Annotated in this window: 12 protein-coding genes; 4 read left to right on the forward strand and 8 right to left on the reverse strand. The window is 46.6% G+C overall.

Annotated features, from left to right (window positions below; genetic code table 11):
- The first annotated feature begins 26 nt into the window (after window positions 1-26).
- On the forward strand, window positions 27-827 hold the full coding sequence (locus OIU26_RS07525) for a Cof-type HAD-IIB family hydrolase (RefSeq protein ID WP_016820665.1): 801 nt from the start codon (window positions 27-29) through the stop codon (window positions 825-827).
- 137 nt (window positions 828-964) lie between these two features.
- Here OIU26_RS07525 and OIU26_RS07530 read toward each other — a convergent pair whose 3' ends face one another.
- On the reverse strand, window positions 965-1,876 hold the full coding sequence (locus tag OIU26_RS07530; RefSeq protein WP_264216421.1) for an EamA family transporter: 912 nt from the start codon (window positions 1,874-1,876) through the stop codon (window positions 965-967).
- A 132-nt stretch (window positions 1,877-2,008) separates the two neighbouring features.
- Between OIU26_RS07530 and OIU26_RS07535 the strand changes: the two genes are divergently transcribed.
- Window positions 2,009-3,517: a PLP-dependent aminotransferase family protein gene (locus OIU26_RS07535; protein ID WP_264216422.1), complete on the forward strand. Its 1,509-nt coding sequence runs from the start codon at window positions 2,009-2,011 to the stop codon at window positions 3,515-3,517.
- A gap of 4 nt (window positions 3,518-3,521) precedes the next feature.
- On the opposite strand, the gene OIU26_RS07540 is transcribed toward OIU26_RS07535, so the two are convergent.
- Together OIU26_RS07540 and OIU26_RS07545 are read right to left on the reverse strand one after the other, a co-directional pair.
- The gene (locus tag OIU26_RS07540) at window positions 3,522-4,292 is read right to left on the reverse strand and encodes an MBL fold metallo-hydrolase (RefSeq protein ID WP_264216423.1); all 771 of its coding nucleotides are present in this window, start codon (window positions 4,290-4,292) and stop codon (window positions 3,522-3,524) included.
- A gap of 151 nt (window positions 4,293-4,443) precedes the next feature.
- On the reverse strand, window positions 4,444-5,505 hold the full coding sequence (locus tag OIU26_RS07545) for a sulfate/molybdate ABC transporter ATP-binding protein (protein WP_013369979.1): 1,062 nt from the start codon (window positions 5,503-5,505) through the stop codon (window positions 4,444-4,446).
- A 219-nt stretch (window positions 5,506-5,724) separates the two neighbouring features.
- Between OIU26_RS07545 and OIU26_RS07550 the strand changes: the two genes are divergently transcribed.
- Window positions 5,725-6,126: a secondary thiamine-phosphate synthase enzyme YjbQ gene (locus OIU26_RS07550; RefSeq protein ID WP_013369978.1), complete on the forward strand. Its 402-nt coding sequence runs from the start codon at window positions 5,725-5,727 to the stop codon at window positions 6,124-6,126.
- 173 nt (window positions 6,127-6,299) lie between these two features.
- Here OIU26_RS07550 and OIU26_RS07555 read toward each other — a convergent pair whose 3' ends face one another.
- From OIU26_RS07555 to OIU26_RS07565, 3 genes are all read right to left on the reverse strand, one after another.
- Window positions 6,300-6,881, reverse strand: a complete 582-nt coding sequence (locus tag OIU26_RS07555; RefSeq protein WP_013369977.1) for a TetR/AcrR family transcriptional regulator — start codon at window positions 6,879-6,881, stop codon at window positions 6,300-6,302.
- A gap of 5 nt (window positions 6,882-6,886) precedes the next feature.
- Window positions 6,887-7,519, reverse strand: coding sequence for a YigZ family protein (locus OIU26_RS07560; RefSeq protein WP_165081337.1), 633 nt, complete (start codon window positions 7,517-7,519; stop codon window positions 6,887-6,889).
- Between the two features lie 147 nt (window positions 7,520-7,666).
- On the reverse strand, window positions 7,667-9,022 hold the full coding sequence (locus OIU26_RS07565; protein WP_264216424.1) for a glucose-6-phosphate isomerase: 1,356 nt from the start codon (window positions 9,020-9,022) through the stop codon (window positions 7,667-7,669).
- A 251-nt stretch (window positions 9,023-9,273) separates the two neighbouring features.
- Here OIU26_RS07565 and OIU26_RS07570 point away from each other — a divergent pair, with 251 nt between their 5' ends.
- Window positions 9,274-10,173 carry an NAD(P)-dependent oxidoreductase gene (locus OIU26_RS07570; protein WP_264216425.1) on the forward strand — a complete coding sequence of 300 codons (900 nt, stop codon included), beginning with the start codon at window positions 9,274-9,276 and terminating at the stop codon, window positions 10,171-10,173.
- A gap of 108 nt (window positions 10,174-10,281) precedes the next feature.
- Here the strand turns inward: OIU26_RS07570 and OIU26_RS07575 are convergent, their stop codons facing one another.
- Together OIU26_RS07575 and tkt are read right to left on the reverse strand one after the other, a co-directional pair.
- A complete protein-coding gene (locus OIU26_RS07575; RefSeq protein WP_013369973.1) occupies window positions 10,282-10,596 on the reverse strand; it encodes a pyrimidine/purine nucleoside phosphorylase in 315 nt (104 codons plus the stop codon).
- 291 nt (window positions 10,597-10,887) lie between these two features.
- Window positions 10,888-12,933, reverse strand: coding sequence for a transketolase (gene tkt / locus OIU26_RS07580; RefSeq protein WP_013369972.1), 2,046 nt, complete (start codon window positions 12,931-12,933; stop codon window positions 10,888-10,890).
- Window positions 12,934-13,099 lie beyond the last annotated feature (166 nt).

Consider the following 13,099-nt stretch of genomic DNA (forward strand, 5'->3'; position numbering starts at 1 on the left):
GATAGAGATAAAGGAGAGATACCGATATGTATAAATTAATTGCCATTGATATTGATGATACTCTCATTAATGACCAGAAAGAAGTTACTCCAGCGACACAACAGGCATTGGAAGCTGCTGTAGCTAAAGGTGTGGTGGTTACTCTCGCGACTGGACGAGCTTATGCCTCCGCGCACAAAATTGCACGCCAGACGGGGTTGAATGTACCGATCATTACGTACCAAGGAGCTTTGGTTAAAAATCTGCTCGACGAAAACGTGCTGTATGAGCGTTATGTTCCACTCGTGGCTGCACGTCGTCTGTACGAATTTTGCGTGGAACGCAATCTGCATCTGCAAACATATATAGATGACAAATTGTACACACGTGAAGATAATCAGAAAATTAAAGATTACACCGAGCTGAACAACACGGAATATTTTGTAGAGCCCGTGTTCAGTAAAGTTATAGAGCAACCGGCCCCTAAATTGCTGATCATTGACGAGCCAGAAGTATTGGACGAATTAATTCCCGAACTTCGCGAATTGCTTGGCAGTGAAGTGCATATTACAAAATCCAAACCTCATTTCCTGGAAATTATGCATCATGAAGGCACTAAAGGCCACGCCCTTGCCTTCCTTGCAAACCATTTTGGCTGTGATCTGTCGGAGACCATTGCGATCGGCGACTCTTGGAATGACCATGAAATGCTGGAATGTGCCGGTCTTGGCATAGCGATGGAGAATGCGATTCCTGATTTGAAAAAGCTGGCCGATTACATTACTCGCAGTAATAACGAAGACGGTGTTAAGCACGCTATCGACAAATTCGTACTCAATGTTGAATAAGCAAAAAGTGACTATTTCCGTAATACTTATATAAAGTATTTCAACAACAAAGCCTCCAAACGTCGCATGTTCATTAACATACGGCAGTTTGGAGGCTCTTTTTGTCAGATCATATCATAACTGACCTCTTCAAAGTATCAGGCAGCAGAGCGTACTTTACGTCTGTTCACCAGACGGATAATTCCGTTGTTCATACACATCAACCCGGTCACAATGAGCAGCACTCCTGCCAGCATCCACCAGCTTACATGTTCTCCATACAAAAAAGCTCCCAGGCCAACAGCAATCGGTGGTGAAATGTAGAGCCATGTGGTCGGAAACAATGGATTCGTACGCGCCATAAGCCAGTAAAATAGTGTCTGCGCAATCATGGAACCAAACACGATCAAATAAAATAGAGAGCCTATGGCAGGCAGCAGAGTCCATCCCCCAGAATTCCAAGGCTCTGTAAAAGCCGACAGTACTAGCAGCATCCAACCACCATGAAACATTTGTGCTGCATTCAAGGCAATCGGGTTCGTATCACGAAACGCGTCCATGACTCGCTTGGAATACAGAGCTCCTCCCGAATAGCACAGCTCACCCAGCAAAATGGCCATACAACCAGCCAGCCACAGACCGCTGATTTGAACGGCCAAACCGGGCAATACCACCAGTACGACCCCAAGAAAGCTGATCATGCAGCCCATGAGCGTAATTCTCGTCGTTTTTTGCCGCAGTATTGCAGACTGCATCAGCACAATCATCATCGGTCCGGTGGCCGACAAAATAGCACCGATTCCCGAACTGACATATTGCTCCGCCCAATACAGTGTTGAGAATGTGCCGAAGGTCGTTCCCGTCCCAATTAGCAGCATTTCCTTTCGCCATAATAACGACCATCGAACCTTTCCTAACAGCCTCATCGCAATAAACAAGATTGCCCCTGCTGCCATAAAACGTGCGCCTGCCGATAAGAACGGCGGAAGTCCGGCTTCCACTCCCACTTTGATAGCCAAAAATGTAGTACCAAAAATAAGACACATAACTGTAAAGGCGATACCAATCATGACACTTCCCTCTCCCTTCTGTTACTCACAAGCATACAAGGAGACAGACAGAACAGATGGGCAACCACAGAACAGTTGTACACGTTTTTGAAGTGCTGTATAGTACAATACACACAAAGGAGCGTGGACCGCATGGGCAAGGATAACAGCGAATTATTGTTTTCAACGGAACAGATCTCGACAGATCCGGGCTTAAAGCTGTATGAGCAGGTCGTCCATTACATAAATGTGCGGATGGAGCGCGGGGACTGGCCAGCAGACGCTAAATTGCCGTCTGTGCGAAGTCTGGCTCAGGAATTGGGTGTGCACCGGTTAACCGTATTCCGGGCATATCAGGAGTTAAAGCAACAAGGGCGTATCTATGTAAAGGATAAATCGGGATATTACGCCCATGCTTCCCATGCAGCAGAATTGGGGCCATTTACTACCTATTCGGAGCATTCATCCACAAGACGGATCTTCCATTCAGAATCCACTTACATGGCAGACGATCCGTCTGTTTCTGTCTGGAGGGGGATGGATGGACTCACCCAGGTTCATGCCATGAACGCGGACTTCCAATTTTCCAAGGCCCTGATTGATCCCTCTCTCCTACCCAACCGATATTGGAGAGAATTAATGATGCAGGTGTTTGAAAAGCATCCGAAAATCGCGGCTACCTATTCTGCTGTACAAGGAGATGCTGAGCTTCGTAATGCCATGGCACAGCATTTTAGCACAGATAAGCATTTCGCAGTATCAACGGACGAAGTACTGATTACCTCCGGCGCACAGCAAGCCATTGACTTGGTTTCCCGTTCTCTGATTCGTACAGGAGATCGTGTATTAATCGAACGTCCAGCCTATGGCCCGGCCATGGAAATATTCCGCAGACAAGGCGCCCGTCTGACTGTAACTGATATACAGCCGGAAGGTTATGATATGGATCAGATTGAATGGTGCCTGAAAACGGAAAAACCACGTCTCTTCTATATGAATCCGACATTTCACAATCCGACTGGCTTTACGATCCCTGATGAGCAGCGCAAACGTCTGCCCGAACTGGCCGAGCGCTACGGCTGTCTTATTGTCGAGGATGACAGCACCTATGATATTAGCTTTGGGCAAAAACCGCCTTCTCCGATTTTCTCCTATGATATCTCGGGAAGTGTCGTCTATATTCGCAGCTACAGCAAATATGTCGCACCCGGTCTGCGAATCGCAGCTGTGACTTGTCGACCTCAGCTCATGGACAGTCTGCTGAGCGTCAAAGCGCTAGTGGACAATGGATCACCACTGCTGAATCAAAAGCTGTTTTTACAATATTTTCAATCCCCACGTATGCAGCAGCATATTAAAAAGCTATGTATCGCACTCCAGATTCGTAAGGAAACGATGGAAGCCAGTCTCCGCGATTCCGGCTGGACATGGACCAGCCCGGCGGGAGGACTCAACCTGTGGCTCCAGCTACCTTCTACGATAAAACCTAATGAGCTGCTTGCCAAAAGTATACAAGAGTCCGTTTCCTTTGTCCCAGGCAATGTATTTGATCCCATCGGTGCAGAGGGTAAAACGCATATACGGCTGTCCTATTCATACGCCAATGAGCGGCAAATCAAAGAAGGGCTCTCTACACTTTTACGCATTAGTCGAACGATGTAAATCGTTATTCTAACGGCAAACTCATGCCTGTGTGTGCCAAACTGATCCCTTTCAGCAGCCCGTAGTTGTATGTGATATCCACATCATGGGACATATGTGTAAACACCGTGCTTCCAGGCTTCAGTCTTCCTACAAGCTCCTGAGCCTCCAGCATGTCATATACCGAGCGGGTGGCATACTCCGCTTCCTCATGGTAAAAACTCGTCCCCAGCACGAGTAAATTCAGATTATGTAAAGGCAAAATTTCCGCCTCATTCAGTCCAATTGAATCTGAACAGTAGGCCCATGAGAAGCCGTCTTTTTCCAACCGATAAGCGTAAGCATATCCGTTCTTTCCATGATTCACGCGCCAGCCCCTGATGTTCCATCCACCAAGCTGGACTCCCTGATCTACTGGAATAAGGTCCAAGTTTCCGGAGAGCCAGGAAAATTGACGCAGGATCGTGTCAATCACTTCCTGTGGAGCGAACAGGCGCCCTCTGTTCCCGGTCCAGCGACAGGCATCCGCCCATTCTGGCAATCCTCCAATATGATCAAAGTGCGCATGTGTCACGAGAATCGTAGAGATAAAACGCAGGCTGCGCAATTCTAACTGTCTACGCCAGTCGGGGCCACAATCAATCATAAAATCCTCTGTCTCGCTTTTGATCAGCACAGACGATCTCAACCTTACATTCGTTCCTGTCGTGCGTGCCTCTGTGCACACGAGACAATCACAATACACACGCGGAACCCCCATTGCATCCCCCGTGCCAAGAAAAATAAGCCGATTCATGATTTAACTCCTATCTATCTGGGTGTTTTTACTACTATTATAACGAACATATCAAGTCTGCGTAAATCACCCCAGCAACCAACGACAAAAGGAGCATGTCCAAAGCCGTAAAACAGGCCAGACACCCCCCTTATATGTGATCGTTTTATTTTCAAATGATGATAGGCATCGGGTCTTCCTTCAGGCGATTTTCCACCATCCAGCTGGATTCCTCATTATATAGATAGGCCCGATGCACCAACACTCGCACCTGCTGACCAGGTTCCAGCGTAGACTTCTCCAATGAACGGTATGTCATGAGACGCTGGTCCCCAACCTGTACTTCAACCATCCATTCACTCCCGCGAAAATGTAAATGCTTCACAATGCCTTCCTCGGTCGCCGACAGCAACGCAAATTCCTCACTAGGTCCGACATCAATGTACTCCGGACGAATCAAGGCACGTGTTCCCACTCCGGCAGCTTCCTCGAAGCCTCTGAGACTACCCGCCTGTTCAATCACCGTGGATTCCCCAATAAAAGAAGCCACAAACGGGGTCCCCGGTTTTTTATAGATATCCCAAGGCGTTCCCTTCTGCTCCAGTCGACCTTGATTAATCACCATAATTTCATCGGCTACTTCAATCGCCTCATCCTGATCATGGGTGACGAAAATGGAGGTAATACCCACCCTCTCAATCAACTCTCGCAACCAGGTACGCAACTCCTGACGAATCTTGGCGTCAATAGCCGCAAATGGTTCATCCAGCAGCAGTAGTTGAGGCTCCGGTGCCAAAGCACGCGCGAAAGCAACCCGTTGTCGCTGTCCACCTGACAATTGATGCGGATAACGATGCTCAAAGCCTTTGAGCCCCGTGAGTTCGACCAGCTCAGTGACCCTTTCCTTGATGCGGGCTTTGGAGCTTTTTTTCACTTTCAAACCAAAGGCAATATTGTCGTACACGCTCATATGCTTGAACAAAGCATAGTTTTGAAATACAAATCCGATTCCACGCTCCTGTGGTGCCAGCTCGTTTACCCTTTTTCCATGAAAGTGGATCTCTCCTGCATCCGGTTGCTCCAGCCCTGCCAAAATACGAAGAATGGAGGTTTTCCCCCCGCCGCTTGGACCGAGCAAACCAATAAGATGGCCCGTCTGAATATCAAAAGATACGTCCTTTACCGCATGAAAATTACCGAAATGCTTGTTTAACCCTCTTACTTCCACATGCATATCCGTACACTTCCTTTCCGCTTCTGGACCAGTTCAGGAACAGCAGCAGCTTTGCTTACCACAAAGCACGCACCTCATTCTAAAGCATTCAATTATTCCAATAAACTTACTTTGTTTTTCTTATGTGATACTTTATCAAAGGAAAGTAATTTTCGTCAACTCTATATATTATCTTGAGAATGAAAAGGGTAAAGTAATACATAGAAGGGAGATGGATTTATGTTGCATACTTTCGAATTATCTACTACACGGCGAGATGAAATGCGTGATATTACACGCGAAGTTGCAGCACTCATTGAAAAAAGCGGGGTGCAGCAAGGAACAGCTCTGATTTATTGTCCACACACGACTGCTGGCATCGCCATTAATGAAAATGCCGACCCAGACGTCAAACATGATGTCATTTTAAGGCTGGATGAGGTTTATCCCTGGGAACATCCCCAATATCGCCATATGGAGGGAAATACGGCGTCCCACCTTAAATCCATTACAACAGGCCCCTCACAAACGGTTATCATTCATGATGGAAAGCTGTTGCTTGGACGATGGCAGGGACTTTATTTTTGTGAATTCGACGGCCCACGCAGACGTCAATACCATGTAAAAATTATGAAGGGCTGACGGAGGCATGAAAAAAAACAGACGATGATGTTCTCCCGCTGGATACACCATCGTCTGTTAAATTCTTAGTCGCTTTCGCAAAGTACCGTAATGATAAGTCACCGTCATGAAGTGCAAACACTCAAAAAAGCGCCCTACATGTTCATGGCTGAAGCGTGTGAATGCAGGTACGCTCATAGTTGTCTGCACAGCAGCTTTACATGTGCTAAAGCAGCGGGCCTGATCTCTTCAAATGTTAAACCGTCCTGAATATAAAATGACACGAAGCCATGCATGGATAAAAACAGACTTTTCGGTACTCTTGAGCATTCTTCCTCCGAATGTCCCTGACCACTTAATTCCTGGCGAATCATAGACGCAAATAATTCCACACAACGGTTTTGCTCTGTACGACAGTATGCAAATAGTTCTTCATCATGCATCATGAACATAATTTCGTACTGATATGGATTTTCCAAGCCAAAACGGATATATTCCAACATCAGGTACTCCAATCTGCTCAAGCCATCATCAGGCGTGCCTGTTGCTGCTTGCAGTAGAATCCCACGCAATGTATTGAAATCTTCAATCACAATGGCATAGAACAGTTCAGCCTTCTCTTTAAAATGATAGTATAACGAACCATGACTGTAACCCAGATGCTGGCCAATGCTGCGCATTGAAATCGCACGGTAGCCCTTGGTGATAAACAAGTGCCTGGCCGCTTCCAGAATCCGCCCTCTTGACAACTCCTGTTCTACTGCTCTTCTAGCCATATTATTTATTCCCCTTCAATAAAGTAAAGCTGCTCTCCCTCCGACACAAGCGATTGTCCTTGTGTCAAGTCGGTTATCCAGTTGCAGAAGGATTCCGCATCACCAGCCAGCGGCAGACAGGTTAAGGTAACTTTATCCGTAAACATCGTTTCTCCAGTACGGATACTGCGATTACGTAATTCATTTTCCACTTTGCCCAACCAAGTATAATCCAACTCCACAAAAACTTCACGATGCAGCACACGCGTAATCGCATCCCCTGCTTCAATAGCTGCAACAGCACCATCTGAGTATGCACGAATCAGTCCGCCTGCTCCCAGCAAAATTCCGCCAAAGTATCGAGTAACCACAATAGCGACATTTTTCAGCCTCTGATTACGGATTACCTCCAAAATAGGCTTACCAGCCGTCCCACTCGGTTCTCCGTCATCGGATTGCTTTTGGATTTCATCTCTTTCCCCAATCATATAAGCCGAACAATTATGGGTAGCGTTCCAATGCTCTTTTTTGATGCGTTCTATGAAAGCAACTGCTTCTTCCTCATTTTGAACAGGCTGAATATGGCCGATAAAACGGGATTTTCGGATTACAATTTCCTTGTTGCCGGCACCGCGTACGGTTCGGTATTGTTCCAACATACACGTATAACCTTCCTTACTTCATTTTACAAGAAAGCAGTTCCCCGCTTCTGGCAGCTGGTGAACTGCTTTCCTGTACTTAATTGATGCTATCCACTATAACGCTTCTGACCGAAACCCTGTTTCGAATCAGAGATTACAGTTCCCTTATTCAGACAATCTTGCTTCAAGCTCAGCTTTTTCTTTTTCGAAGCCCGGTTTGCCGAGCAGCGCAAACATGTTCTTTTTGTAAGCTTCTACGCCGGGTTGATCGAACGGATTTACGCCCAACAGGTAGCCGCTGATGCCGCAAGCCTTTTCGAAGAAATAAGCAAGGTAGCCAAAGGAGTAAGGGCTCAAGTCAGGAATATTTACAATCAGATTCGGTACTTGTCCGTCTGTGTGAGCCAGCAATGTACCTTGGAATGCTTTTTTGTTTACGAAATCTACCGTTTTGCCTGCCAGGAAATTCAGTCCATCCAGATCATCCTCATCTGCTTCGATGGTGATGTGACTAGGTACATTTTCTACTTGGATTACCGTTTCGAAAATGTTACGGCTACCTTCCTGAATGAATTGTCCCATAGAGTGCAGGTCTGTCGAGAAGTCTACAGAAGCAGGATAAATGCCTTTATAATCCTTGCCTTCGCTTTCTCCGTACAGCTGTTTCCACCACTCAGATACGAAATGCAAAGACGGCTCATAGTTTACGAGAATTTCAATTGCTTTACCTTTACGGTACAAAGCGTTACGAACGGCAGCATATTGGTAAGCCTCGTTCTCAGCTACATTCGGGTTGCTGTATTCTTTGGAAGCGTCCGCCGCACCTTGCATCATTTCTTCGATGTTGATGCCTGCTGTAGCAATCGGCAACAAGCCTACTGCTGTCAGCACGGAGTAACGGCCACCCACATCATCAGGAATAATGAAGGATTCATAGCCTTCCTCGTTAGCGAGCTTTTTCAAAGCGCCACGTTCTTTGTCCGTTGTCGCGTAAATACGTTTGCGCGCTTCTTCTTTACCGTATTTTTTCTCCAGAGCCGCACGGAATACGCGGAAAGCGATAGCTGGCTCTGTTGTCGTACCTGATTTGGAGATGACATTCACAGAGAAGTCTTTTCCTTCAATCAGTTCCAACAGATGATTCACATATGTAGAGCTGATGTTGTTGCCTGCAAAATAGATAGCTGGACCCTTGCGTTGATCTTTAGGCAGCGCATTGTAGAAAGAATGCGACAGCATTTCGATCGCAGCACGTGCTCCAAGGTAAGAACCACCAATACCGATTACAATCAATACCTCGGAATCGCTTTGAATTTTAGCAGCAGCCTTTTGGATGCGTGCAAATTCTTCTTTATCATAATTGGTAGGCAGGTCAATCCAACCCAAGAAATCGGAACCTACACCTGTTTGGTTGTGCAGTTGCTCATGAGCCAACTTGATGGGCTCTGCAAAATAATCAATTTCGTGCTGACCCACAAAGGAGAGCGCTTTTGTGTAATCAAAAGTAACTTTTTTAGACATGTTTGGAACCTCCTGTTTGGTATTACTAAGACCATGAATACGAACATAAGGACTTAGGAATAGGATACTTTAATTTGCTGAGCCTGACAAGCTTGTGTTACCTGTATGTCCTGTGCCTTGACAGACCCTGCTGTAGATAGGGTAGCATGCCCATGCTACAATGAACTGAGATCAATCTGTTTCAATATTCAATTCAAGCCGAACTCGCATCTGCATCGGACGGCAACTTCCAACAAGAAAGGTGATTAGCAATGAAAAACATCGGATTTATCGGACTGGGCACCATGGGCGCCCCGATGGCATCCAATCTGCTAAAGCAGGGATTCGGAGTCACAGTTTATAATCGTACCGCTTCGCGCTGCGAACCCTTGATAGAGCAAGGCGCACGTACAGCTTCAACCCCTCGCGAAGCGGCCGAAGGGCAGCACCTGGTCATTACCATGGTCAGCGATGATCAATCAATACGTGACGTCTATTACGATCAGGACGGTGTGTTTGCTGGTCTTACGGCTGGCATGACCGTGATGGACAACAGCACGATTTCACCTGAGCTAGTTAAACAACTGGCCGCTGAGGCGGACAAGCTGGGCTGTTCCTTCATTGACGCACCTGTAACAGGCAGCAAGCCTGCCGCTGTTGATGGAACACTCGTGTTCATGGTCGGCGGTCACGCAGAAGCGATTGCTTCACAATCAGATGTTTTTGATACCTTGGGCAAAAAAGTGCTCCATATGGGACCAAACGGCAGCGGGGCCGTAGCCAAGCTTGCTCACAATACGATGGTCGGTATAAATAACCTCGCTCTGGCTGAAGGCTTTGCTATTGCGGCTAAATCCGGCATTCCAGCAGACAGCTTCCTAGAATTGGTACAGCTCGGATCGGCAGGTAGCAAGGCTGCTGACCTGAAAGGGCGCAAAATCATCGAGCATGATTTTAGCAACCAGTTCTCACTTGCTCTGATGCTCAAGGATTTGAAGCTCGCTGCCTCACTAACAGACAGCCTGTCCATCCCTACGCCTATGTTGTCCATTGCCAAAAGCTTGTTTCAAGCCGGACAAACACAAGGCTACGGCGATGAGGATCTATCTGCCGTCGTAAAGACATACGAAGCATGGATTGGCCGCACCATTGGTGGTCAGCCTCTTGAGTAAGCTGGACTTTTCTTTGTAACCATGCTGCTGTGCATTTGTACTTATGACACAGCTTTAGGGTAAGAACACTTAGCTTGTAGCTTGAGTGCTCTTACCCTTTTCAGCTAATTATTCCGGATAAGAACAGCAATAATCCGTTACACTTCGTACTTCCAGCTTGAAGGAAGACTTTGCAGGCACATGAAAGGTTGATGTACCTTGTATTTCCAGCCACTCCTCGGTACCTGGAAGCAACACTCTCAGGTCCCCTGCCAAAATCTCCATGATCTCACGGGAATCCGTCCCGAACTCGTACGTTCCCGGCAACATAATCCCCAGTGTTACCTTACTGCCGTCACCCAGGATAACTGTACGACTTGTAACCTGACCATCATAATAAACATTTGCTTTTTTAATTACGCTTACTCCATCGAACTGTGTCATTCGTTATCCCCTCATCTGCTCTCAATGGTGAATGAATATGGTGCATCATAACATAATTTGAATTCCAGCTTCAGTATGAAAATACACACTGTCTCTGCGTACTCTATACCCCGATAATTCAAAGGCTTTTTTTCGCAAATTACAAATGTATGAAACAAACAGCCGTAAGCCTTACTCAGGTTACGACTGTTTGTGATACATGGATTGCCACGATCAGGTACGTTGTTTGCCAGCAATACACGCTCATTGCTCTATGGACAAACTCTTCCTAATTGCTGATGCTCCAGTGTTTTATTTCAACAAAGCTTTCACACGGCTAACAACATTCTCTACTGTAAAGCCGTATTCCTTAATTACACGATCGCCAGGTGCGGATGCGCCAAATGTGCTGATACCAAGAATGTCGCCTTGGTCGCCAACATATTTTTCCCATCCCAGTGGATACGCCATTTCTACAGCCAAGCGAGCTTTAACTTCAGGCAGCAGAACGGAATCTTTGTAAGCTTTGTCTTGTTTTTCGAACAAATCCCAGCTTGGGAAGCTGATAACGCGTACTTGAATACCTTGTTCTGCCAGTGCTTCCTGTGCTTTAACAGCCAATTGTACTTCGGAGCCTGTAGCCAGAATTTGAGCAACCGGTTTGCCGTCTGCTGCATCTGCAACCACATAAGCACCGCGTTTGATACCTTCGCGTGCATGCTCAGCAGTAGCAGCCAGGATTGGCAGGTTTTGACGAGTCAATACCAGTGCAACCGGGTTTTTCTTGTTTTCCAGCGTGTAAGCCCAAGCAGCAGAAGTTTCATTACCGTCAGCCGGACGAATGACCGTCAGGTTCGGAATAATACGCAGAGAAGCCAATTGTTCAATCGGCTCATGAGTTGGACCATCTTCACCAACAGCAATACTGTCGTGAGTCAGAACGTAGGTTACAGGCAATCCCATCAGAGCTGCCAGACGAACGGCCGGACGCAGATAATCTGTAAATACGAAGAATGTACCGCCAAATACTTTTACACCTTGGTGCAACGCCATACCGTTCATCGCAGCAGCCATACCGAACTCGCGAATACCGAAGTAAATATTACGGCCAGCGTAGTCTTCTGGCGTAAAGTTCGTCAGGTTGTTCAAGTGTGTCATTGTGGAGCTTTCCAGGTCAGCAGATCCGCCTGTTAGGAAAGGAACGTTTGGAGCCAATCCGTTCAATGCATTACCAGAAGCTACGCGAGTTGAAACTGCTTTGTCTTCTGTGGAGTATTTCGGAAGATCACGATCCCAACCTTCTGGAAGATCGCCGTTTACAGCTGTTTCGAACTGAGCTGCCAAATCAGGGTGAGCCGCTTTGTATTTCGCAAATTGTTCATCCCATGCTTTATTAGCAGCGATACCGCGCTCTTTTACTTTAGCAAAGTGCTCGCGAACCTCTTGTGGTACATGGAAATCCTCTTCGTATACCCATTTGTAGAATTCTTTAGTCAGTTTAGCTTCTTCTGCTCCCAGCGGGGAACCATGAGTACCGCCGTGTCCGCCTTTACCTTGTTTGTTCGGGCTTCCGTAACCGATGACTGTTTTTACTTCAATCAACGTAGGACGAGTCGAGTCAGCTTGTGCTTCTTCAATTGCTTTTTGGATCGCTGGAAGATCATTACCATCTTCTACGCGCAGCACTTGCCAGTTGTAAGCTTCAAAGCGTTTGGCAACACTCTCGGAAGAGGACAGATTAAGCTTGCCATCCAGTGTAATATCATTGGAATCAAACAATACGATCAGCTTACCCAGTTGAAGGCGACCAGCCAGCGAAGCAGCTTCGTGGGAAATACCTTCCATTAGATCGCCATCGCCACAAATAGCATATGTGAAGTGATCCACAACTTTAAATTCGTCTTTATTATATGTTGCACCCAGTTGTGCTTCTGCCATAGCCATACCTACGGACATTGCTAAACCTTGTCCCAGAGGTCCAGTTGTAGCATCTACACCGGCAGTGTGACCAAACTCAGGGTGACCCGGTGTAAGGCTGCCCCATTGACGGAATTGCTTCAGCTCTTCCATAGGCAGATCATATCCGCTCAGGTGCAGAAGGCTGTATAGCAACATGGAACCGTGTCCTGCAGACAGTACAAAGCGGTCACGGTTCACCCATGTTGGGCGATCTGGGTTATGGTTCATTGTTTTAGCAAAAAGTTGGTAGCCCATTGGCGCGGAGCCCATCGGCATACCAGGGTGTCCTGAATTTGCTTTCTCGATGGCATCAATTGCCAACGTACGAATTGTTGTGATGGACAAATTGTCGATAGTGGAGTTTTCATCCTTTTGAATCGCTTGATTCTGGTCAGTCATGGTTTGCCTCCTCATATTGTATGAAGTATGTCAATTGCATTCGGTCATACTCTTCAAAATCACCGTCTCATATAGAAACAGAGACTATTGAAGTGAGTGAATCTGCTTGAATGTTTCAATATGACTTATACACTCATAAGTATTGTACCATTTGCCGTGGAAGTTT

Origin of the sequence: Paenibacillus sp. BT-177, assembly GCF_025846815.2 — a bacterium.
Taxonomy (GTDB): Bacteria; Bacillota; Bacilli; order Paenibacillales; family Paenibacillaceae; genus Paenibacillus; species Paenibacillus polymyxa_C.

Coding starts and splice junctions, on each gene's coding strand:
- OIU26_RS07525 (WP_016820665.1), top strand. CDS start 27: ATGTATAAATTAATTGCCATTGATATTGATGATACTCTCATTAATGAC.
- OIU26_RS07530 (WP_264216421.1), bottom strand. CDS start 1,876: ATGATTGGTATCGCCTTTACAGTTATGTGTCTTATTTTTGGTACTACA.
- OIU26_RS07535 (WP_264216422.1), top strand. CDS start 2,009: ATGGGCAAGGATAACAGCGAATTATTGTTTTCAACGGAACAGATCTCG.
- OIU26_RS07540 (WP_264216423.1), bottom strand. CDS start 4,292: ATGAATCGGCTTATTTTTCTTGGCACGGGGGATGCAATGGGGGTTCCG.
- OIU26_RS07545 (WP_013369979.1), bottom strand. CDS start 5,505: ATGCATGTGGAAGTAAGAGGGTTAAACAAGCATTTCGGTAATTTTCAT.
- OIU26_RS07550 (WP_013369978.1), top strand. CDS start 5,725: ATGTTGCATACTTTCGAATTATCTACTACACGGCGAGATGAAATGCGT.
- OIU26_RS07555 (WP_013369977.1), bottom strand. CDS start 6,881: ATGGCTAGAAGAGCAGTAGAACAGGAGTTGTCAAGAGGGCGGATTCTG.
- OIU26_RS07560 (WP_165081337.1), bottom strand. CDS start 7,519: ATGTTGGAACAATACCGAACCGTACGCGGTGCCGGCAACAAGGAAATT.
- OIU26_RS07565 (WP_264216424.1), bottom strand. CDS start 9,022: ATGTCTAAAAAAGTTACTTTTGATTACACAAAAGCGCTCTCCTTTGTG.
- OIU26_RS07570 (WP_264216425.1), top strand. CDS start 9,274: ATGAAAAACATCGGATTTATCGGACTGGGCACCATGGGCGCCCCGATG.
- OIU26_RS07575 (WP_013369973.1), bottom strand. CDS start 10,596: ATGACACAGTTCGATGGAGTAAGCGTAATTAAAAAAGCAAATGTTTAT.
- tkt (WP_013369972.1), bottom strand. CDS start 12,933: ATGACTGACCAGAATCAAGCGATTCAAAAGGATGAAAACTCCACTATC.